The sequence below is a fragment of the Parabacteroides timonensis genome (genome assembly GCF_900128505.1).
GTDB classification, from domain to species: domain Bacteria; phylum Bacteroidota; class Bacteroidia; order Bacteroidales; family Tannerellaceae; genus Parabacteroides; species Parabacteroides timonensis.
In genome coordinates this window covers 596252-618998 of record NZ_LT669941.1, presented here as the reverse complement: position 1 = coordinate 618998, position 22747 = coordinate 596252, and the positions used below count along the sequence as shown (strand labels likewise).

General features: G+C 43.1%; 17 protein-coding genes. 10 read left to right on the top strand and 7 right to left on the bottom strand.

What is annotated here, in order from left to right:
• Window positions 1-3: 3 nt before the first annotated feature.
• Complete coding sequence (locus BQ7394_RS10085) at window positions 4-903, bottom strand: helix-turn-helix domain-containing protein (RefSeq protein WP_075557326.1); 900 nt, start codon at window positions 901-903, stop codon at window positions 4-6.
• A gap of 170 nt (window positions 904-1073) precedes the next feature.
• Between BQ7394_RS10085 and BQ7394_RS10080 the strand changes: the two genes are divergently transcribed.
• On the top strand, window positions 1074-2621 hold the full coding sequence (locus BQ7394_RS10080) for a 4Fe-4S binding protein (RefSeq protein WP_075557325.1): 1548 nt from the start codon (window positions 1074-1076) through the stop codon (window positions 2619-2621).
• A 30-nt stretch (window positions 2622-2651) separates the two neighbouring features.
• On the top strand, window positions 2652-4052 hold the full coding sequence (locus tag BQ7394_RS10075; protein WP_075557324.1) for an aldo/keto reductase: 1401 nt from the start codon (window positions 2652-2654) through the stop codon (window positions 4050-4052).
• Window positions 4053-4344: 292 nt separating this feature from the next.
• Here the strand turns inward: BQ7394_RS10075 and BQ7394_RS10070 are convergent, their stop codons facing one another.
• Together BQ7394_RS10070 and BQ7394_RS10065 are read right to left on the bottom strand one after the other, a co-directional pair.
• Entirely contained in the window at window positions 4345-5184 is an 840-nt protein-coding gene (locus BQ7394_RS10070) for an Rpn family recombination-promoting nuclease/putative transposase (RefSeq protein ID WP_075557323.1), read from the bottom strand.
• Window positions 5185-5402: 218 nt separating this feature from the next.
• The gene (locus BQ7394_RS10065; RefSeq protein ID WP_075557322.1) at window positions 5403-9449 is read right to left on the bottom strand and encodes a hybrid sensor histidine kinase/response regulator transcription factor; all 4047 of its coding nucleotides are present in this window, start codon (window positions 9447-9449) and stop codon (window positions 5403-5405) included.
• A 151-nt stretch (window positions 9450-9600) separates the two neighbouring features.
• On the opposite strand from BQ7394_RS10065, the gene BQ7394_RS10060 reads away from it, so the two are divergent.
• From BQ7394_RS10060 to BQ7394_RS10045, 4 genes are all read left to right on the top strand, one after another.
• On the top strand, window positions 9601-12015 hold the full coding sequence (locus BQ7394_RS10060) for a TonB-dependent receptor (protein ID WP_075557321.1): 2415 nt from the start codon (window positions 9601-9603) through the stop codon (window positions 12013-12015).
• 132 nt (window positions 12016-12147) lie between these two features.
• Window positions 12148-12657 (top strand): HXXEE domain-containing protein, encoded by a 510-nt coding sequence (locus BQ7394_RS10055; protein WP_075557320.1) that lies wholly within the window; start codon window positions 12148-12150, stop codon window positions 12655-12657.
• Window position 12658: 1 nt separating this feature from the next.
• Complete coding sequence (locus BQ7394_RS10050; protein ID WP_075557319.1) at window positions 12659-13462, top strand: alpha/beta hydrolase; 804 nt, start codon at window positions 12659-12661, stop codon at window positions 13460-13462.
• 114 nt (window positions 13463-13576) lie between these two features.
• Entirely contained in the window at window positions 13577-14143 is a 567-nt protein-coding gene (locus BQ7394_RS10045; protein ID WP_075557318.1) for a sugar O-acetyltransferase, read from the top strand.
• A 626-nt stretch (window positions 14144-14769) separates the two neighbouring features.
• Here the strand turns inward: BQ7394_RS10045 and BQ7394_RS10040 are convergent.
• Window positions 14770-15804, bottom strand: coding sequence for an alcohol dehydrogenase (locus BQ7394_RS10040; protein WP_075557317.1), 1035 nt, complete (start codon window positions 15802-15804; stop codon window positions 14770-14772).
• Between the two features lie 113 nt (window positions 15805-15917).
• On the opposite strand from BQ7394_RS10040, the gene BQ7394_RS10035 reads away from it, so the two are divergent.
• Window positions 15918-16700, top strand: a complete 783-nt coding sequence (locus BQ7394_RS10035) for a zinc-binding metallopeptidase family protein (protein WP_075557316.1) — start codon at window positions 15918-15920, stop codon at window positions 16698-16700.
• Here the strand turns inward: BQ7394_RS10035 and BQ7394_RS10030 are convergent.
• On the bottom strand, window positions 16624-17040 hold the full coding sequence (locus BQ7394_RS10030; protein ID WP_075557315.1) for a putative quinol monooxygenase: 417 nt from the start codon (window positions 17038-17040) through the stop codon (window positions 16624-16626). The genes BQ7394_RS10035 and BQ7394_RS10030 overlap by 77 nt on opposite strands.
• A gap of 47 nt (window positions 17041-17087) precedes the next feature.
• The gene (locus BQ7394_RS10025; RefSeq protein WP_075557314.1) at window positions 17088-17576 is read right to left on the bottom strand and encodes a cyclophilin-like fold protein; all 489 of its coding nucleotides are present in this window, start codon (window positions 17574-17576) and stop codon (window positions 17088-17090) included.
• A 182-nt stretch (window positions 17577-17758) separates the two neighbouring features.
• Between BQ7394_RS10025 and BQ7394_RS10020 the strand changes: the two genes are divergently transcribed.
• Window positions 17759-18670: a helix-turn-helix domain-containing protein gene (locus BQ7394_RS10020; protein WP_075557313.1), complete on the top strand. Its 912-nt coding sequence runs from the start codon at window positions 17759-17761 to the stop codon at window positions 18668-18670.
• Window positions 18671-18673: 3 nt separating this feature from the next.
• Here BQ7394_RS10020 and BQ7394_RS10015 read toward each other — a convergent pair whose 3' ends face one another.
• Window positions 18674-19813 carry an MFS transporter gene (locus BQ7394_RS10015; protein WP_262497553.1) on the bottom strand — a complete coding sequence of 380 codons (1140 nt, stop codon included), beginning with the start codon at window positions 19811-19813 and terminating at the stop codon, window positions 18674-18676.
• Window positions 19814-19852: 39 nt separating this feature from the next.
• Here BQ7394_RS10015 and BQ7394_RS10010 point away from each other — a divergent pair, with 39 nt between their 5' ends.
• Window positions 19853-20866, top strand: a complete 1014-nt coding sequence (locus BQ7394_RS10010) for an aldo/keto reductase (RefSeq protein WP_075559963.1) — start codon at window positions 19853-19855, stop codon at window positions 20864-20866.
• 172 nt (window positions 20867-21038) lie between these two features.
• Window positions 21039-22727 (top strand): energy-dependent translational throttle protein EttA, encoded by a 1689-nt coding sequence (gene ettA / locus BQ7394_RS10005; protein WP_075557311.1) that lies wholly within the window; start codon window positions 21039-21041, stop codon window positions 22725-22727.
• Window positions 22728-22747: the final 20 nt, after the last annotated feature.

Here is a 22747-nt window from a genome sequence, read left to right as displayed (position 1 = left end):
AACTTAATTCTGCATCCGATACTCATTCGGAGAAGTTCCCACACACTTTTTAAACAAACGGGTAAAGTGCTGCGGATATTTAAAGCCTAATTCATAAGCGATCTCACTGATGGAACGGCTGGTATCGAGCACTTTCTCTTTTGCCATATCGATAAGATATAGCTGGATTTGCTCCTGCGCAGATTTACCCGTTTCCTTTTTTATCAGATCACCCAGATAATTTGCCGAAAGATGTAACTGGTCGGCACAATACTGAACAGATGGCAGCCCGATATCCTGCGGTTTATCCGACTGAAAATAGTCGTTCATGATCTTCTCGAACTTAGCCAGTGTATCCTTATTTGCTTCTTCGCGGGTAATAAACTGACGGTCGTAAAAACGGACGCAATAGTTCAATAGCAGTTCGATATTCGAAACGATCAGCATTTTACTATGCTTATCTATTCCATGATGTAGTTCCAGTTCTATATTTTTCAGGCAATCGATTACTATCTGCCGTTCCTGTTCCGAAAGATGAAGTGCCTCATACACTTCATAAGAAAAGAAACGGTAATTCTTAATGTTACGACCGAGAGAAGTACCACGGATCAAATCGGGATGGAAAAGCAGCGCCCATCCTTTCGGCTGGATATACTCTCCTTTCCGGGCAACACCTACCACTTGTCCGGGAGCAGTGAAAACCATCGTGCCCTCCTGATAGTCATAGTAATTACGCCCGTATTGCAGGTCACCGCATTTCACATCTTTCAAAAAGACTGAGTAAAAGCCATATCTCAAACGTGCACTTTCTACCTGTACCTCACATTTTGAAAAGTCGACAATACTGATCAGCGGATGCAATGTTTCCAGCCCCATCCGGTCATTATACTGATAAATGTGATCCATTTCTCTAATTTCCATCATATGCTTTCTGTTTTGTTTTCACAAAGTTAGATGTTTTTTGCGTCATTTTTTCATCTGTTAAAGCAAATCAGTAATAATGGTAGATATACCTGTAATATGTGTAATCGTTAACGGGAAAAACAAGAATAATTTTGCATCAGTAATAATCAACAAAATATTCAGAGACGTATATGTTAAGAAAAATCAGACTAACTGCTGCCGTCATTTTCTTTACCCTGATCACCTTGTTGTTCCTCGACTTCACGGGGACAATACATCAGTGGTTCGGTTGGATGGCGAAGATACAATTCCTTCCGGCATTGCTGGCGGTGAATATAGGAATAGTGATAGGGCTTATTGTCCTGACATTACTGTTCGGACGGATCTACTGTTCGGTTATTTGTCCGCTGGGAGTATTTCAGGATGTTGTTTCATGGATAGCCGGAAAACAAAAGAAGAACCGTTTTTCGTATTCCCCGGCGGTTAGCTGGTTGCGTTATGGGATACTTGCTATGTTTATACTTGCGATGATTGGAGGTTTCGGTTCGCTATTGGCTTTGCTGGCTCCATACAGTGCCTATGGGCGGATCGCCTCCAATCTGTTCGCTCCTTTCTATCAATGGGCAAACAATGGACTCGCCTATCTCGCTGAACGGATGGATAGCTATGCCTTTTATACGGTAGATGTTTGGATGAAAGGAATAGCCACTTTCAGCATAGCCATCATAACATTTATCGTACTGGCTATATTAGCGTGGCGTAACGGACGAACCTACTGCAATACCATTTGTCCGGTAGGAACTATCCTCGGTTTCCTTGCCCGGTATTCTTATTTCAAACCGGTTATCGATACCGAAAAATGTAACGGTTGCGGATTATGTGCCCGGAATTGTAAAGCTGCATGCATCGACACCAAAGAACACCGGATCGATTACAGCCGTTGTGTAACCTGTATGGATTGCATCGGGAAATGTCGCCGGAATGCTCTGAAATATGTACCGGGACAATCGCTGCCTAAAAAACAGGTTGAAGCAACCACTTCACCATCGGCTTCGGCGTCAGTATTGCCATCGGCATCGGCTCCTGCCACGGAAAAATCCGCTGCTTCACGCCGTCACTTTTTATCGGCTGCCACCCTGTTTGCCGTATCAGCCACATTGAAGGCACAAGTCAAACCCGAAAAGAATGTAGATGGCGGTTTAGCTCCGATAGAAGACAAACAAAAGCCGGAACGCCTCACTCCTATCACTCCTCCCGGATCATTAAGCGCACGAAACTTTACCGGACATTGTACTGCCTGCCAATTATGTGTATCCGTCTGTACCAACCAGGTGCTGCGTCCGTCCGGCAACCTTATGACCCTCATGCAACCGGAAATGTCCTATGAACTCGGGTATTGCCGGCCGGAATGTACCAAATGTGCGGACGTGTGTCCTACCAGCGCCATACAGCCGATCAACGTAGCCGACAAATCAGCCATTCAGATCGGACATGCCGTATGGATCAAAGACCTTTGCGTAGTCAATACCGACGGTGTCGATTGCGGCAACTGTGCCCGTCATTGTCCGACAGCTGCTATACAGATGGTTCCCAAAGATCCCGAAGCACTCGACTCACCGAAAATACCGGTTATCAATACCGAACGTTGTATCGGTTGCGGAGCCTGCGAACATCTTTGTCCCTCCCGCCCACTGAGTGCCATCTATGTGGAAGGACACGAAATGCACCGGACCATTTAATATACCTGAAAATCATCAAAACAAAGCATCATGGAAGAAAAGAATAAAAAGAATATAGACCGACGGAGATTCCTGAAAGTCTTAGGCGGCAGCACACTGGCATCGACAGCCTCACTTTATAGTTGTAAACCGGATAAAAACGCATCCTTCCGGGGAAACGGTTCCGGTGATATTCCTGCCGAAATGACCTATCGCACCACGCCCACGACAGGCGATAAAGTATCCTTGTTAGGATATGGCTGTATGCGTTGGCCAACAGTTTCCAACAGCAGTGCAAGAGACAGTGGCGACGAGATCGACCAGGAAATGGTCAACCGCCTGGTCGACTATGCCATTGCACATGGTATCAACTATTTCGACACATCGCCTGCATATTGTAAAGGACGTTCGGAGCATGCCACAGGTATCGCTCTCAGCCGTTATCCGCGCGATACCTATTATATTGCCACCAAATTATCCAACTTCGCGCCCCAGACATGGAGCCGTGAAAACTCGATGGCTATGTATCGTAACTCTATGAAAGAGCTGCAAGTCGACTATATCGACTATTACCTGTTGCACGGTATCGGTATGGGAAACGGTATGGAAGATTTCGAAGGACGTTATATAAACAACGGTATACTCGATTTTCTGCTTGAAGAACGACAGGCAGGCCGTATCCGCAACCTGGGTTTCTCTTATCATGGAGATATCAAAGTATTCGACTACCTCCTCTCCCGTCAGGACGAGATCAAGTGGGACTTTGTCCAGATACAGCTCAACTATGTTGACTGGAAACATGCGAAAGAGGTCAACACCCGGAATACCGATGCTGAATATCTATACGGCGAATTACAGAAACGGAACATCCCCGCCATCATCATGGAGCCGTTACTGGGAGGCCGTCTCTCGAACGTACACGACCATATTGCAGCGAAACTGAAACAACGCAGTCCCGAGTCGAGTGTCGCATCATGGGCTTTCCGTTTCGCCGGAACATTCCCGGGTGTATTGACTGTGTTAAGCGGAATGACTTATATGGAACATCTGCAGGATAATCTCCGCACCTATTCCCCACTGGAACCGCTGACGGATAACGATCTGGCTTTTCTGGAAGAGACTGCCGTACAAATGCTCCGCTATCCAACCATCCCCTGCAATGATTGTAAATATTGTATGCCTTGTCCGTATGGTTTGGATATTCCTGAGATCCTCTTGCATTACAACCGTTGTATCAATGCCGGAAATATTCCCGAAAGCCAACAGGATGAAAATTATGCGAAAGCGCGTCGTGCTTTCCTTGTCGGATACGACCGTAGTGTTCCCCGGCTGCGTCAGGCCAATCATTGTGTCGGCTGCAACCAGTGCAATCCGCATTGTCCGCAGAACATCGATATTCCGAAAGAGTTATTACGTATAGATAAATATACGGAACAGTTGAAACAAAATTAGGCTCCTACTTTTGGCTTGATCCAAAAGTAGGCAAAAGATCAAGGCTGCACCGGCTTCGCTGCTCCGGGAGAAGACTTCGCTTGAAAAATCCGAAACTCGCTGCGCTCAAACAGCGGATTTTTCCGGGTCGCTTCGTCTTCTCCCTCCACGGACGCTCACCCGCTGAGGCCTTTCATAGAGTGCTTTGCGCTCTCTTAGGATTGCCGATACCGATGCTTATATATAATCACAAAATCAGCCAGACTGTTCAATATATAACAATCTGGCTGATTCAATTGACAAACAATAGAAATTATAATTCGTCTATTTCTTCAGCCGACAACCCAGTGCCTTGGGCTATTGTTTCGACTGAAACTCCCTGCTTTTTTAAGTTTGTTGCGATAAGGCGTTGTTCTTCTTTCTTGCCTTTCTTTAAACCTTTTTCCTCGGCTTCCTCCACAGCATATTCCAGCGTAGCACGCCAGTCACGGTAGATCTTCAGATTCTCCTCATAGACAGCACGTTCGTGAGCAGTCATTGTTTCCAGGTTTGCCACATCGAGCAAGCGCTTGAAAGCATCATTTTTCTCCTTGAACGGAGACATATCAAATAAATTCATATTCTTCAATATATAAATCGTGTTTTCAAGAGGCGTCTTACATTTCTCTTCACTCAAATTGAACAGGTCGAACGACAGATAGATCTGTTTCAGCTTGACCTCGCCAAATGTTTTACCTGTTGCCTCGTCGGCGAGGACTACGTCCGTACGCCAGCTCCGAAATTCCGGCAGACTAAAGTTCAACAGATAGATACCATACACCGGAAGCAGGCTATACTTCCAGTCATCACCAGACTCTCCCTGACGAGAGACCATCCGGCAAAGATAATAGAATCCCCGATTAAAGAAACAACGTTGCGGACAATTCTGCATCTCCAAAATAAATCTACTCCCGTCCACATCTTCGCATAGGAGATCGAAGATCACCGTGCGCTGTTCTATCACTTCGGGTTGGATTTCTTTATCAAGATAGGTCAAGTCTTTGACCTGGCGCTCGCCTTCGAGGGCAGCATTGATAAAGTCGATGGCTACTTGCTTTACTCCGAAAACGGATTTAAAAGCTTTGTCTAACATAATGTTAACGTACTTTTCCATATGTCAATGGTTTTAATGGTCTGTTACCTACTAGCAGGTAACAGGACAAAGATAGTTGTTTTTTATTGATTTCAATGCTTAGAGTTGTTTTTTACAACTTATTTTTCATGGCATTTGTGGATATGGTAACTTCTCTTTCATCTTAATCGTCAGCAACACCCTCCTTTCCTCCAGCAAAAATCATCTATACAATATCCCCGTCGGTTCTATCCTCCGGCTTATTTGCTCATCGAACCATCCTGTTGTTTTCTATACTCCGTCGGGGTACAATTATATTTCTTTGAGAATGCCCGATAAAAAGTGGAGCGGTTGGTGAAGCCGGATTGAAAGACTATTTCATCGATGGTCAGTTTTGTTTTTATAAGCAAATCGGCAGCTTTCAGTAACCGACAGTTATTGATCAGTTCAGCTAGAGTGATCTCTTCAATCTCTTCCAGCTTACGGTAAAAGGTACGAAGACCTATGTTCATTTTCTCAGCGATCAATTGCGCAGACAGGTCTTTGTTCCTTAGATTTTTATTAATGATCTTCAATATATCATTGACGAATTTTTTATGCTCTTTATGGGATAGCTTTCCGTTCTCTAACGTGTATGAACTTAATGGAGACGAGAAATATTCACGGAGACTTTCTTTTCTCTCCAACAGGCGTTGGACGGAAGATTTCAGGAAATCCACATTAAACGGCTTGGTTATATAAAGTTCTGCTCCGGCATTCAGCCCCGCAGTCTGCCCTTCAATATCCTGTCGAGCCGATAACAGAATAAAAGGGATATGAGCAGTTGTTTCATCCTCTTTTACCTGCCGTGAGAAAGTCAGGCCATCTGTTCCCGGCATAATCACGTCACAAATAATAAGGTCGGGGTGTATATCTTTTAATATTTCAGAGGCCTCAATGGGACCTGCAGCTGTCAATACATTATAATCGTCCCTGAATATATCGAAGATAAGCCAGCGGATTTCTATTTCATCATCCACAACAAGCAGTGTCGGTTTCGATCTGTCGATAGGACTTTCAGGGATTTGCCAGACAGGTGTACGTTCCGAATTATAATCAGGCAATGATACAGCCGTCTCTTCGTTTGATCCGGCAAGAGAAGCTTCGAGGTAAGGCAGTTTGATCCTGAAATGTGTCCATTCATCCGGGATACTCTCTACTTCAATCGTTCCGCCGAGCAAATGTACCATATTGTAAGAGATTGCCAGACCTAACCCGTTACGCGACCAGAATGAAGTATTGTCACTTTGTTCAATGTTCTGCAGAATGCGGTATCTGTCAAACAGAGTAGGAATATCTTTTGCTGCTATCCCCTTTCCGGTATTGGAGACGGTGATATATAAATTATTGGAATCGGTTCCGATCCTGACAATTACTTTCTTCTCGTTTTCCGCGTATTTGAATGCATTGGATAAAAGATTGAGAAGGATGGTGACAATAAAATCCTTGTCGGAATTCCATTGAATAAAAAGGGATATCTCTTTTTCAAGTCTTACAGCATGCGACTCCGCCATATCGGTGAATGAATCCACCAGTTTATTGGCTAAAGCAGTTATATCGACAGGTATTATCACAGGTTTCTTATAACCCGACTCGATCCGGTTGAATTCGATCAGATCCTGTATCAGCGAATTCAGCCTCTCGGCATTCTGCTTAATGATGGAAGTGTATTTCCGGGCGGGTTCACTCAAGTTCTTCTGCTCCATCAAACGGTTGCAAGGGCCGTAGATAAGCGTTAACGGCGTACAGAACTCATGGGATATATTTGTGAAGAACTGGAGCTTGGACTCGTATATTTCCTCTTTATGTTTCTGTTCCATCTTCTGCAGACGATCCGCTTTTTTCTTTCTATTGTAAACAATCCATATCCGAGTGACAAGCCCTGTCACAACCAATAATAGTAAAAAATAAATGCATCGGGCCCAGGATGAAGCATACCACGGAGGTAAAACTTCGATATTTAGTTTATAGATATAACTTTCTTTTCCCAGTACTTTATTATAATACTTTATATACAATGTATAATTCCCCGGATGAAGATCAGCGAAAGTGATTATATCGGAACTTCCGTTGGAAGTCCATTCCTTTTCACCGCTATCCAACTTATAATAATAGGAATAACCATTACCGTTCAGATAGTCGGTCGCAGAGAAAGAGAGCGTAAAGAAATTCTCGTCATGCGAGAGTTTCAGAATCGTCTTTTTTCCCTTCTGCGACAGAAATTCCTCAACAGGATACTGCCTATCCCGTATAGTGATCGTCCTGAAATAGACTGGCGGCATATAGTGTTGCCCTTCATCATAATAATTGCGACGGATAGTAACAAAGCCATTGGTTCCCCCGAAGAAAAGCGTCCCGTCATTTTCGTTTTTGAAGGAGGAACCTTCATTAAATTCGAGTATCGAAAGACCGTCATGATGATCGTAAGTGCGGAACAATTCCTGGTCTGTATTATACAAGATCAACCCCCGGTTAGTACTTAACCAATAACCGGCAATAGTATCAGGAAGAATACTATAAATGCTGTTGGTTGAGTATTTATTGATCTCATTCAATAATTTATAATCGTCCGGGCCATACTTTACCAACCCGTAATTGGTTCCGATCAGGTAGTTTCCGTGATAATCTTTCTGTATAACATTGGTTTCATTGATCGTATTTCCTTCAAAACGGATATTTTCCCAGGTTGATGTTGCGATATTCAGCCGGAAGAAACCTTCTCCCTTATTCATGCACCATAAAATAGAATCGTTTTCCGGATAGATATATTGAAAACGATTGGTAAACTCGTCATCTTCACGGACAGTGAATTGTTTTACAACCGTTACTACAGGATGGCTGTTCCGCCATTCAAATGTTGCCTGTATGATCCCCATGCCAAGCGTAGATATCCACAATAGGGAATCTCGTTCATATATATCGGATATAAATTCTACATTTCTATTCCCACATAATACAGGAATAGGAATGATACGTTTCTCTTTCCGGTTAAAATAGCTGAGTCCGTGTTCACTTCCGATCCAGAGGTTATCCTGTCGACTGGATGAAAAAGAAAGGATCGTATTATCCCGTAACCCACTATTTGAAGTAGAGATCAATTCCATACGGTGATCTTCTACCTTTTTATCCGGTTGGAAATCAAAGACACGAAGAATGCCGTCTCCCCGGCTACCCAACCATAAAGTATTCTCTTTGTCTACGAACAAAGCATTTACAGGTTGCCGTAATTTTAACGGAAGATCATTCAGGTGAACAGACCGGATGGAATACAAGTCTTCCGAACAGGTAAATACACCGTGTCCAGAAGTTCCTACCCAAATCATATCCTGATAATTATCCTTACGCAGACAGTTGATTCCACCGGTAATCTCCAATGTATCGAAATAATAACCATATTCACCTTTCCTAAGCAAGGATAATCCTTTCGTCTTAAAGCCGATGAAATAGTCGTCATGGAATTTCAGAAGGGATGTGATGTCGTCTTTTCCGGCAAGATAATCCTTTAAAGGATATACGGGAAAAGCTTTACGACTGGATGTATCGAATTCATACAACGTATATGTGTTATCCACGAAATACGAGATGTTATCTTCGTTCGCACAATAGACGATACCGACGGGATGCTTATAACCGGGCAAAGGGAAAAGGTTCGCATTACCTTGCTCGTCTATCTGAATGGAAAAACAAATGTTGTCGCCGTTCTTCTGGAATATCCACAATCGATCGGAGTCATCGATAAAGAAATCGGCTATATCGTTTGCTGCCAGATCAGGAATGAACTTTTGCTCAAATTGTTCCTGATCCTTAAGTGTATAATAAATACTATTGTTACCCTGTATCAGGAAGATATTTCCCCGGCTGTCTTTATCGAGAAAAGCTATCCGGTTAAACATATCGAACGACTGGGTGACAGATGTTTTCAAGTCAATCTTATATAATCCGTGATAAGTCTGAAGCCAGACCTTCCCACCGGTCTGTTCTATCTTCTCAATCCGGCTACCGGCAAAATATTTCTCGCCGTCCCTGGGGCTGTACTTTATAATACGTTTTCCATCATAGATATCTACCCCACGGCTCGTACCTATCCACATAAATCCTTTTTCGTCCTGATAGAATGAAAAGATGTTGCTACTGGAAAGGTTTTCCGCGTTATTTATTTTCCGCAGGTTGAAACCCTTCACCGACGGAGCGATCAGTAAAAGGGCCGATAAGAAAAGAAAACAATAAAAAGTTCTCTTCCCAATAGCGATATCGAAGAATGAAATCATAGACAAATATAGTCTTATTTCCTGTCTCCGCTATGTCTGACAGTGACAAATATATCTCTCTCCATGACACACCGATCAAATCTCCCATTATCTCTTCTCCGTATAGAAATCACTTGATTAGTTTTGCGACATCAATCATAAACATATCATCATGAAAGGTACTTTAATTCTTATTCTTTTAGTATTCAGCTTCCATTCCGTTATGGCTGTTTCTCCCCGGATAAAAGGGATGATCCGGGATAAAAGCACAGGCAATCCGATCGAATTTGCGGATGTCATAGTATTAAAGAAAGGGGAAACGGCAGCTGTTTCCAGTACGTTATCCGGGACAGATGGGTCTTTCCGGATAACGGATATTAACGACGGGGAATATTCATTATTGGTCAGGTTGATCGGATATGATGTCTATACCCGTGAAACGATTGCGCTTCGTCCCTCCCAGCCTGTATTGGATCTGGGTATTATCGAATTGCAGCCACTGGAAGTCGGATTATCCGAAGTCGTAGTGGAAGGTACGAAAAGGCAGATCATCTATAAACTGGATAAAAAGATCATCGATGCCTCCAACAACCTGATGGGAAGCGGCGGTACGGCTGTCGATATTCTTGAAAACACTCCTTCCATACGGGTCGATGTCAATGGTGACGTAACATTCAGAGGGAGTAGCGGCTTTAAAGTATATATCGATGGAAAGCCGAGCTTCTATTCTGGTACACAGGCATTGCAACAGATACCGGCCGGACAGATAGAAAATGTGGAAATCATCACTACCCCATCGGCTCGTTATGATACGGATGGTGAAGTCGGCATGATTAACATTGTCACTAAAAAGCATAAACACCAGGGTATTAATGGTATGGCGAATATGTATGGCAGTACAGCCCTTTCCAATGGAGTCGACTTCCTTATCTCCCAGCAATTGAATAAATTGCAATGGCATTTTGCCGGGCATTGGAACCAACCGATCCGGGAAAGCCACTTCGATCAGCAAAAAACAACTATTGTCGATGATGTAACAACAACATCCATCTCTCATGGTCCCAGAAAAGGGAAGAACTACCATTACGGATTGCGCGGAGGCATCGATTATTCTTTCTCTCCGAAAACATCCGTCAACGCAGAGTTGCAGGTTGTCTACGACAAATTCACCCGTGACGGAAACCTGGACTACACGGAAACCCGCAAAGACGCTACCGGCGAATCCGCCCCACACAACTTCAACAGCCGCGATGAATTCGATCTGCATTCGACTGTCAATATCGGGAAAGCCGGATTTTCTCATAAGTTCAATGACGATGGACATGCACTTTCCGGTAGTTTCATGTTAGGATATGAAGGAAATCCTATGGAGTATTTCCAAAGCGACCTGTTTGATAAAAGTGACCAACGTCAACAGGGACATCGTGCCTGGGAGGATGAAATACGTTGGACGGTACGCGGTAATGTCGACTATAAATATCCTTACAGCAAGACCGGTCATTTGGAGAGCGGCTATCAGTATCATTCTTACCTGGAAGACGGCGATTACAGTATGCAGTTCTGGAACCCGGAGAAAAAGGAGTTCTACTGGCGCGAAGATATTTACAACACATTCTATTTTCAACGTGGTATCCATTCGGTTTATCTGATAGGCAGCGACAGTTATAAGGCATTCGATGCACAGGTCGGCGTCCGGGGCGAACATACACACCAGGTATTACGCAGCTCCATCGAAGGTGCAAATCGGAAAGTAAACCGTTTCGAAGTTTTTCCTTCCGTACATATCGGATATACACTTCCCCATGAACAGAAACTGACATTTGCCTATTCGTACCGAACCAACCGTCCGGAACTCTTTTACATGGAGCCATATATCACGTATCGCGATTATTACACAGCCGAGATCGGAAATCCAGACATCCGGCCTGAATATATACATTCCTTTGAACTGAATTACAAAAAGAACTTCGGAGAACAATTATTACAATCCAGCTTGTTTTACAGGTCGCGAAAAGATAAGATCGAACGCTTGCGTGTCCCGTATCAAGCCGGAGTAACCCTCGACTCTATGGCAAATGTCGGAAACGACCATGCTCTGGGTCTCGAATTAAACGGACAACTAACGATTAACAAATGGTGGAACCTGAATGTAAACGGAAACATTTACTACTATAAGATAGTGAACGATATTCAATCGGGTGGAAAGAAAGAGACCAGTACTAATTATGATATTACATTAAATAATATGTTCCGTATATTTAAGAACACTCGCATCCAGTTGGACGGAAACTTCGTAGGCCCGTCGGTTACGACGCAGGGACGGTCGGATGCTTTCTGGTTTGTCAACCTGGCAATCCGTCAGCAACTGTTCAGCCCCAACCTGCAATCGACACTTTCTTTCCGGGACATATTCAACTCTGCCCGTTACAGAAGCGATATTACAACAGCAGACCTACAGTCCATTACACGCATACGACCGGATTATCCGGTTATAACCTTGTCTATCAGTTATACATTCAATAACTTCAAGAGAGGTTCACAAAACTCACGGGATAACCGGGATCTGTTTGAAGGAACCAATCACTAAAAGAGATCTTAAGGGTGTGCCAAATGTCCGTATAAAGGACTACAAGATGGTACACCCTTCATACAAATGAATTTTGGAATATCAACATTCTTATTGAAATTTCAATAACTTTGCAATTCAAAATCAAAGTAAATGGGCAATTCTGAAATCATTATATATCTATTACCTCTCGTCTTTATGGCACATGACTTTGAAGAGATAATAGGCTTCAAAGCTTGGTTTACAAAAAATGGTACATGGTTACAAGCTAAATATCCCCGATTTAGAGAACAAATCAACCATTTAGAAACAATGTCCGTATCTTCTTTCGCATTAGCAGTCGCAGAAGAATTCATACTGATTAGTATAGCCACAATAATTTATTTACTTTTTGAATGGCCTTATGCATGGCTAGCCTTTTTTACTTCATTTGCTTTTCATATAGGCATACATATCATTCAATTTATAATTATCAGAAAATATATTCCTGTCATAATAACCTCTATTTTATCTATTCCCTATATTATTATCGGGATAGATTACATCGTTCATTCATTTTCCTTCAAAGAAATTGTAATCTGTTTCTCCATAGGATTATTGGTTGCTATTGCTAATTTAATATTGGTTCACAAGATAACACCTAAACTAGATAAACTTATATAATATGGATATATCTAAAATCGAGAAAATAATCTTTTATAGTAATATTCTTAGAAAAGAAATGCAAGTTTGTGTATACTTACCCAAAAACTATGAAACTTCCCTTCCTCTTCCTGTATTATATTTTCTACATGGAAGAAGTGGCAATGAGAATATAATGTTTGAAGTTGATATACAAACGAAAGCAGATTTACTTATACATAACAGAAATATCGAGCCACTAATTATTGTTTGTCCAAGAATTGAAAATAGTCGTGGTATAAACTCTTCTTTTAACAGTCAAGATATTCCTGATTCCATTTACAATGAAAGAATTATCAACCTTGGAATGTATGAAGATTACTTTATACATGAAATAATTCCTTTCATAGACAATACCTTCAACACAATACGAGATAGAAAAAGCAGATTTGTTGGCGGTGCATCGGCTGGAGGATACGCTGCTCTTCATAATGCATTCCGGCATCAGGATCTTTTTTCAAAAGTGGGAGGTCATATGCCCGCATTAGAATTAACTCTAGAAAAAGAAGATATGCCTTATTTTCAGGATATGGATACTTGGGAAAAATATGATCCTATATCTATTGCCCGTAACAACAAAATACTCCTCGACCTTGAGGTTTATCTGGATGCAGGAGACAAAGATGAAAGTGAATTCTATAAAGGTTGCTCAATTTTACAGGATATATTAAAAAAGAGAGCTATTAATTCTCAAAACCACGTATTCCCTGGCCATCATAGTATTGAATATATAAAATCCAATATAGAGAAATATTTGGAATTTTATGGTAAACGTAAAAAGGAATAGTAGAATGATGTAAAAACCGTAAAAAGGGTAATCTTTCCCCTGATTTGGGTATAGAACAGGATGTATATTTCTTGTAATTTTGCATTATGAAAATATACATCTAAAATTAAGCTTATGATACTCAATGATTTTTTACAGGTTATCCGAACACGGGAGCCACTCAATACGCCGGAGATCCATCGTTTCATGGACGAAATGAGCAACGAGGCACGGCGTATAACCTTCGAACTGAACAGTTCATATCATACCCCCGACGAGGTTCGGGTATTACTTTCGCGATTGTTCGGATACGAAGTCGATCCGACACTGCGTGTATTTCCTCCGTTCTACACTGATTTCGGGAAAAATATCCAGGTTGGTAAAAACGTTTTTATCAACGCCTGCTGTCACTTTCAGGATCACGGCGGTGTTACGATCGGTGATGATTGTCAAATCGGACACAACGTCGTGTTCGCTACTCTCAACCATGGCCTTGCACCGAAAGACCGTAAAATAACCTATCCTGCCCCTATTGTACTTGGCAAAAATGTCTGGATCGGTTCGAATGCCACTATTTTACAAGGCGTAACCATTGGCGACAATGCCATCGTTGCAGCAGGAGCTGTCGTAACAAAAGACGTGGCTGCAAACACGGTAGTTGGCGGTGTTCCGGCAAAGTTCATCCGGAACATAGAAATATAAAACGAAGCATCACATCTTCAAAAATTTCTCAACAAAAATTTCATAAAATAAATCCTTCATTCCTTCATCCTTGATCTAACAAGCTGGTTATTGATATTTTGTACATGAAGGAATTTTGACAACATGAAGGAAACAGATTTATTGGGGGCTGAAATCTTCATATTCCTACCTAAAATTCCTACCTGATTCAACTTTATATGCCAGGTAGGGAGTAAGGTTTAAATAATAAGCAGTAAGGGTATCTATAATTACTTATTATTATGAGAGTTACTATCTTTTTATTGTTTGTCAATTGTCAAACGCTTATAATACAACTATCGAACAAGCGTTTGATAACTGACAAACAAGCGTTCGACAGATAACAAATAGGAAAAAAGAAAGGACAACCAGGCTAAGCCCCAGTAATCCTAGCACTAAAATAACATTAGCATACAAATAACCTTTCGATGGATACTCCCTCTTTTTATCGTTTCGGAATCATCATTAGTGAATGAAAAAACGACAATTCAAAAAACATTCCTTCATCCTGACAAACATCCTTCATATATAAAAACAGCATAATCAAATAGTTAATACAATAAGATGAAGGAATGAAGGATTTATCTTGAAAACTTTTTATTGTATCACTAAACCGAAATAGCCACCTTCACAACCCCATCCAAACGATTTTCAAAGACACGATAAGCCTCTTCAATCTCATTCAACGGAAATTTGTGAGTGATAAGCGGAGTGGTGTCTATCTTACCTTGCTCGATCAATTCGAGAATCTCGGCACAGTCACAACCGTCCACACCCCCTGTTTTAAAGGTCAGATTCTTTCCATACATATCTGGTAAAGGAAGAAGTTGGGGTTTATCATAGAGGGCAACAACGGTGACAATCGCATTGGGTCGGGCACAATCCCAAGCCAAACGGAAAGTATCTTCGCTACCCGCTACCTCCAGGACTACATCTGCACCGCCATGATCGCTGTTACGAAGTACGAAATCCTTGCAGTTTTCAGGTTCCGTCACCAGCACATCAGGGTAATGTTCACGGACAAACCGGATTCTTTCAGGGGACTTTTCACAGACAATGATACGTCGTGGCTTCTTCAGCATCACACAAAGCAATGTACAGATACCGGTAGGACCGGCACCAATGATAAGCACTGTATCATCATTGGAAATCTCTGAAATGCGGGCTGCCCAAAAACCTGTGGCCAACACATCACCAACAAATAGAGCTTGCTCGTCGCTAACCGTCTCCGGAATACGGTTTAACCCACTGTCGGCATAAGGAACCCTGACATATTCTGCCTGACCGCCGTCTATACGACATCCTAAAGCCCAACCGCCATTAGGGTCCGTGCAGTTATTGACATACCCATGTTTGCAAAAGAAGCATTCCCCACAGAATGTCTCTACATTTACGGTTACCCTATCCCCCGGTTTGACGGAAATAACATCAGGACCTACCTGCTCCACAATACCGACCATCTCATGCCCTACCGTTATTCCGGGTACGGCACGTGGCACACTACCATGTTTAATATGCAGGTCACTCGTACAGATACTACCCAGCGTCACACGTACGATAGCATCACGTGAATCTTTTATTTCCGGCTCCGGCTTCTCGCGCAGTTCGAATTTACCATGTTCAATATATGTATATGCAAGCATAATCTCTTTCTGTTGATTAATAGATTTTACAAAGATAGCGATTACACGATAATCATATCCTACTCTTAAAAAAACTTCCTACTTTTGTATTCGAAAAACATTCCATAATATTCATGCAACATAACTCTCTATCATATCCCACCCTGCTCCAACGTCTCACTATCGACAGCAAAGATGATGGGAATAAATTTACGATCTGTAATCGGGTAAATGAAATAAAAAGACTGCTGCAATCAAGTAATTACCGGTTAATTCACGAAGGGCCTCTTTCACTTATCTATGCCCGACTAACAGATCCGGCCGAATGGAACACGCTCATATCCTCTCATATCGATTGTGTCTATCAGAATTGCTTTATGGAAGAGGCCGGTGATTGTTGGAAAGGGACTTTCGACAACAGTGCGACGAATGCCGTAATCATCGACCTGATGCTGCGTGATGAACTGAATAACGATGTAGTTATAGCATTTACCGGGGATGAAGAAATCCATTCGGGTGGCGCCGTCGAAGTGATGAATGTGTTGCACAAAGACAAAGTCCACCTCACCCTCGGCATCATACTGGACGTAACCGAAGAGGGATGGGAAGACGAAGCGGCCTTTTCCATAGAGAATGACCGCGGATTCGATATACTGACAGGTTATCATATCATTCAACTACTCCAGTCTTCAGAACAACCTTGCACGCTGGTTCATCAAGCCGAACCGGATGAAACCTGGGATTACGGCAAAGGTATTGAAGGCACTTTTCCTCCTCTCCCTTGTCTTAGTCTTTGCCTACCGGCTTCAGGGGAACTTCATGGAGAAAAAGGAGTCCTGATCAGAAAGGCCTCGGTCGAACCGTATTCACGGCTGTTGAAGGAGATTTCATCTTTAACCCGGGAATCAACGGAGTAGTATCGATCAGTTCCAGATGTTTTACCATATCGAGCGTTCCCTGTTTGTATTTCTGGAAATGAGGAGTTTCGATGTGGCTTTTATAGGCAGTTTCATCCGCATAGATTTCAAGTATAGTCACCTCATTCGGATGATCCTTTTCAGCCATTGCATAAAGTAGCAGTACACCCGGTTCCAACCGCATGGAGGCTTCTATCTCTTCCTTCAGATAAGCATTATATTCAGCCAACCGTTCCGGATCGACTGTAATTTTCGACAGACGTACCATATTTTCAGTTTCTTGTGCGATCACCGGAATAATCACGGTGGTCAGCAATAAAACGATTAGTAACTTCTTCATTTGCTTTATTTATTTTGTTTCTTATATTAAACCAAACTTCGCAGGTTTTATTGTCTTTCAAATTTTACCGCTATATCACCCGCCACATTCAAAACCCCGATACCATCACCGTCAATACGACCGATCTTAATCAGATCGTTGCTTCGCGACCAGTTTTTACAGAAAATAGCTACATTACCCCACGGTACATAAATCGTAATATCACCGGGTGTGGGTGAGCAGCCCCGTGTCACACCAGCCGTCGTCAGCGCAGGCGACGGATAAAAAATCTTTTCAGTAATATTGTTATAATCATTCAGAGTCACCTCCAAAGGCAAACGCGAGAGGAAATCCCGTGCAGCAGCATTGTCTTCCATCGTAGCCGTAATCGTCCGGCTGCCGACTGTAATATTTAGTTTCATAGATGTTGTAGGAGCTTCGGGTTGTTCAGATGTTTCAGGTGTTTCAGGCATCACCGGATCATCGTCCGATCCTCCGCAGGCAGCCATCGACATAACGGTCAACAGCATCAATGGAATTAATAAAAACTTTTTCATATCACTACTATTTATCAGATTATCTTTGTTTTAATTATTCTGATACAAAAATAGAGTCTCAGAAACACCGGGACTTTATACATTTTACTGATAATTGTACCCTAATCATGGATTCTGAAACAACGATAGAAATCGTATGAAGAAAAGAACTACATTTGTAATGTATAAAAATAGAAAGAGATATGGAAGAGATCAATAAAGATGAAATTATCGAACTAGACAGCGTAGATCGTTACAACAAAATCTTCGGACTTGAAACCCAGCATCCTTTGGTGAGTGTCGTCGATTTGACCCAGTCCACACAATGGCCTGAAAGAGCCTGGTTCCGATATGGGGTGTATGCACTATTCCTGAAAGATGTCAAATGCGGTAACATCAAATATGGTCGTCAATATTATGACTATCAGGATGGGACTATCGTCTGCTTCGCTCCGGGACAGGTAACCGACCTGGAAATGCTACCGAACATACAGCCTCATGCACACGGTATTCTCTTTCATCCTGACCTGATACATGGTACCGCCCTCGGTCAGGAAATCAGAAACTACTCTTTCTTCTCTTACGAGACCAACGAGGCACTCCATCTTTCCGAAGAAGAGCGGCAAACTGTCATGGACTGCTTACAGAAGATTTCAAACGAACTGAAACATGCCATCGATAAACATAGTCGTCGGCTGATCTGTGCCAATATCGGATTATTACTCGACTACTGTATGCGTTACTATGAACGTCAATTCCAAACACGGGGTGAGGTAAATAATGACATCATCGTCCGCTTCGAACAGTTACTGAATGATTACTTCGAGGGAGACGCACCACAAAAAGAGGGATTGCCATCCGTGAAATATTTCGCCGACAAAGTCTTCCTTTCCCCCAACTATTTTGGCGATATGATACGTAAACAAACAGGACGTACCGCCTCTGAGTATATACAGGACCGAGTAATAGGAGTGGCAAAGGAAAAACTACTCTCATCCGACAAAACGATGAGTGAAATAGCCTACGACCTCGGCTTTCAGTATCCTCAACATCTCAGCCGCATGTTCAAACGGGTAGTTGGAATAACTCCCAATGAATATCGGATGCAGAACTGACACTCAAATATCTTTACCATATGTTTCCCGTATCCGGAATGCACTATATACCGCAAACAATGAGATAACCAGCAATACACCGAACGAAAGCAAATAAGAATCGCGGCCATATATCTGCACGCCGTCGATATGTTCCGGCTCAAACCTGTCCATCAGGAAACCGACAACATTACCTAAAGCAGCAATCACCATATATGCAATAAAAGTGTATAAACTCAGTGCAACACCCCAGATATCCGAATAATTCGTTTCTTTGATAAGTGCAACTATTATTGGAGATATATTAGCAGCAAATGCCATCAGCACGAAACTTCCACCGGTAAGCCATGGACTATGTATTCCAAAAGAGATAGCCAAAACAAGCAATAGAAAAGACAACGCCGTACCGATTCCGGAAAAAAGCATGAATATCCGTCGACGATCGCCCAGCAAACGACTCAACCCCGGAGCCAACAGACTATTGGCCGCACCTATTATCATAAGAACAGTCAGTACCCACCCTGCCCCTTCTGCACTCATCCCCGAATAGTCTTCCAGAAACTTCTTCCCAATCATACTTTGCACCACAAAATAGAGCCCGAACGTAAATGAACCACAGACAATCACATATATATTATGTTGCTTTTTCAACACATCCAGAAAACGACGAAAGTCGAAGCGGGCACTCTGGGCAACAACAGGCATCGGAAGAGAAACCTTCGTCAAAAGAAATCCGGCATAAGCCACACCCGAAACGATCCCGGCCAGGATCAACGTCGATTGCCATCCCCACGCTTGTACACCTGCAATAAAAGGAGCATTTCCTGCCACACCACCCAAATAACCAAGTACCATCACAAAACCAAGCATCAAAGCAAAATTACCGGGAAAGATACGGTTCGTCTCTTTGGTTATACTCAGGTAGACACTGGCAGACCCCATTCCTACCATGATACGTGCAGCATAGAGCATCCACAACGAAGGAGCTAATGCCGAAAGGATACTTCCTACAACCAAAAGCAATCCGCCCCATGCCATCACACGCGCTCCACTGAAGCGATCGACAAACAAACCGACAAACAGCTGGCTGAAAGCATACGTATACATAAATATAGCACCTAACCCCGTTACACTACTTGCTGCAGTAGAAAAATGCTGTTGGATCTCATTAAAGAGTTCATAAATAACAAAGGAAACAGAATCATGAAGTACAGAGAATTAGGAAGCAGCGGACTGAAAGTATCCGCCATCGGTTTAGGTTGCATGGGAATGAGCCATGCTTATGGAACAGTCCCCAACAGAAAAGAAATGACAGAGCTATTGGCTCAGGCAATCGATCTAGGATATACCTTTTTCGATACCGCCGAGTCATACGGGACACCGGATAATCCGCACGATAATGAAGAGTTATTAGGAGACGCATTAAAATCTTTCCGGAATAAAATTGTAATTGCCACTAAATTCGGTATCCGTTTCGACACGGAAAGCGGCAAAGTCCCCTACCCGCTTATTACAGACTCGCGCCCTGAAACAATCCGAAAATCAGTAGAAGGTTCCCTCCGCCGCTTACAAACTGATCGTATCGACCTCTATTACCAGCACCGTGTCGATCCCGGTATCGCTCCGGAAGAAGTGGCAGGTACCATGCAGGACTTGATTAATGAAGGCAAAATCATCCATTGGGGTATTTCCGAAGCGACAGAGAATGTCATCAGGCGTGCGCATAGCGTCTGTCCGTTAACAGCTGTGGAAAACCGTTATTCGATGATGGCGCGTCATTATGAAACCCTGTTTCCGGTTTTGGAAGAGCTTGGCATCGGATTTGTTCCTTTCTCACCACTTGCCAACGGATTGCTTTCCGACAGATACAATCAGGATTCCAAGTTTGAACCGGATACGGATTATCGCAGTTCCATGCCACAATTCAGACCCGAAAGTTTTGCAGCCAATCAACAACTGTTAGACATGATAAGAAATCTTGCTGAAACAAAAAGCGCCACACCGGCCCAGATATCACTTGCCTGGATGCTTTGCAAGAAACCCTGGATCGCTCCTATACCCGGAACACGCAAACTGAGCCGTTTACAAGAGAATGCCGGTGCATCCGATATTATACTGACAGCGGAAGAAGCGAAACAAATAGACGATACGCTCAACAGAATAAATATGTCTGAAGTTTTTGGCGGGACAAAAACAAAAGCGAATGAAAATCTTTGAATACATATAGAGTCAGGATTTGAACGTTGTTTTATTATTTAACATCTTATCTTAAAACAGAAAATTCAGCGAAAGAAGAAAATATAAAGAGATATATAAAGCTATTTTCGAATCTGAAGATATTTCCGTAAGTTTGTCCTGGAAAAAAATTAATAAACATACTTTAATTAATATGGCAGACGATAAGAAAATTATTTTCTCGATGGTTGGCGTGAGCAAGACTTTCCCGCCCCAGAAACAAGTATTGAAGAATATTTATCTGTCTTTCTTCTATGGAGCCAAGATCGGTATTATCGGTTTGAACGGTTCCGGTAAGTCAACCTTGCTGAAGATCATCGCAGGCATTGAAAAAGAATACCAGGGAGAAGTGGTGTTTTCACCCGGCTATTCGGTTGGTTACCTGGAACAGGACCCTAAACTGGAAGCTGGCAAGACTGTGAAAGAAATCGTACAGGAAGGTGTACAGGATATTGTAGACACATTAAAAGAATACGAAGAAGTAAACGAAAAATTCGGTGATCCGGAAGTGCTGGATGATCCCGACAAGATGGATGCACTGATCGCCCGTCAGGCAGAATTGCAGGATAAGATCGACGCAACCGATGCCTGGAACCTCGATAGCCGCCTGGAACGTGCGATGGATGCCCTGCGCTGTCCGCCCGAAGATCAGATAGTCGATACGCTGTCAGGAGGTGAACGCCGCCGTGTTGCCCTTTGCCGCCTGTTGCTTCAGCAGCCGGATGTGTTGCTGCTCGATGAGCCGACCAACCACCTGGATGCCGAGTCGATCGACTGGCTGGAACAACACCTGCAGCAATATGCCGGAACTGTGATCTGTATCACACACGACCGTTACTTCCTCGACCATGTGGCAGGCTGGATTCTGGAACTCGACCGTGGCGAAGGTATTCCCTGGAAAGGCAATTACTCTTCCTGGCTGGATCAGAAGACGAAGAAGATGGCTATGGAAGAAAAGCAGGTCAGCAAACGCCGTAAAACCCTGGAACGCGAGCTGGAATGGATCAACATGGCACCCAAAGCCCGTCAAGCCAAAGGTAAAGCTCGTCTGAACTCATACGAAGCGTTGCTGAACGAGGACCAGAAAGAACGCGAAGCCAAGCTGGAAATCTTTATCCCGAACGGTCCGCGTCTGGGTAATAAGGTAATCGAAGCACAGCATGTAGCGAAGGCTTTCGGTGAGAAACTGTTGTTCGACGACCTCAACTTCATGCTTCCTCCGAACGGTATTGTCGGTGTGATCGGTCCGAACGGTGCCGGTAAGACAACGCTGTTCAAGATGATCATGGGCATGGAAAGCATCGACAAAGGTACATTCGAAGTGGGCGAAACCGTGAAAGTAGGTTATGCCGACCAGACACATAAAGATATCGATCCGAAAAAGACCGTTTTCCAGGTTGTTTCCGGAGGACAGGAATTTATCCGCGTAGGTGGAAAAGAGATCAACTCGCGTGCTTACCTGTCACGGTTCAACTTTGCAGGTGCCGACCAGGAAAAACTTTGCGGTGTCCTGTCAGGTGGAGAACGCAACCGCCTGCATCTCGCCATCACGCTGAAGGCTGAAGCCAACGTGTTGCTGCTGGACGAACCGACCAATGATATCGACGTAAACACGCTGCGTGCACTGGAAGAAGGTTTGGAAAACTTCGCCGGTTGTGCCGTTGTCGTTTCTCACGACCGTTGGTTCCTCGACCGTATCTGTACACATATCCTGTCGTTCGAAGGCGATTCGAATGTGGTCTTCTATGAAGGAACGTATTCCGAATATGAAGAATACAAGCGCAAACAGGGAGGTGATACAGAGCCTAAACGCGTACGTTACCGTAAACTTATTGTTGATTAATTACTATATAATTCATTTAG

Bases quoted from the DNA above. Each gene is read 5' to 3' on its own strand.
- BQ7394_RS10085 (WP_075557326.1), bottom strand. From the start codon at position 903: ATGATGGAAATTAGAGAAATGGATCACATTTATCAGTATAATGACCGG.
- BQ7394_RS10080 (WP_075557325.1), top strand. From the start codon at position 1,074: ATGTTAAGAAAAATCAGACTAACTGCTGCCGTCATTTTCTTTACCCTG.
- BQ7394_RS10075 (WP_075557324.1), top strand. From the start codon at position 2,652: ATGGAAGAAAAGAATAAAAAGAATATAGACCGACGGAGATTCCTGAAA.
- BQ7394_RS10070 (WP_075557323.1), bottom strand. From the start codon at position 5,184: ATGGAAAAGTACGTTAACATTATGTTAGACAAAGCTTTTAAATCCGTT.
- BQ7394_RS10065 (WP_075557322.1), bottom strand. From the start codon at position 9,449: ATGATTTCATTCTTCGATATCGCTATTGGGAAGAGAACTTTTTATTGT.
- BQ7394_RS10060 (WP_075557321.1), top strand. From the start codon at position 9,601: ATGAAAGGTACTTTAATTCTTATTCTTTTAGTATTCAGCTTCCATTCC.
- BQ7394_RS10055 (WP_075557320.1), top strand. From the start codon at position 12,148: ATGGGCAATTCTGAAATCATTATATATCTATTACCTCTCGTCTTTATG.
- BQ7394_RS10050 (WP_075557319.1), top strand. From the start codon at position 12,659: ATGGATATATCTAAAATCGAGAAAATAATCTTTTATAGTAATATTCTT.
- BQ7394_RS10045 (WP_075557318.1), top strand. From the start codon at position 13,577: ATGATACTCAATGATTTTTTACAGGTTATCCGAACACGGGAGCCACTC.
- BQ7394_RS10040 (WP_075557317.1), bottom strand. From the start codon at position 15,804: ATGCTTGCATATACATATATTGAACATGGTAAATTCGAACTGCGCGAG.
- BQ7394_RS10035 (WP_075557316.1), top strand. From the start codon at position 15,918: ATGCAACATAACTCTCTATCATATCCCACCCTGCTCCAACGTCTCACT.
- BQ7394_RS10030 (WP_075557315.1), bottom strand. From the start codon at position 17,040: ATGAAGAAGTTACTAATCGTTTTATTGCTGACCACCGTGATTATTCCG.
- BQ7394_RS10025 (WP_075557314.1), bottom strand. From the start codon at position 17,576: ATGAAAAAGTTTTTATTAATTCCATTGATGCTGTTGACCGTTATGTCG.
- BQ7394_RS10020 (WP_075557313.1), top strand. From the start codon at position 17,759: ATGGAAGAGATCAATAAAGATGAAATTATCGAACTAGACAGCGTAGAT.
- BQ7394_RS10010 (WP_075559963.1), top strand. From the start codon at position 19,853: ATGAAGTACAGAGAATTAGGAAGCAGCGGACTGAAAGTATCCGCCATC.
- ettA (WP_075557311.1), top strand. From the start codon at position 21,039: ATGGCAGACGATAAGAAAATTATTTTCTCGATGGTTGGCGTGAGCAAG.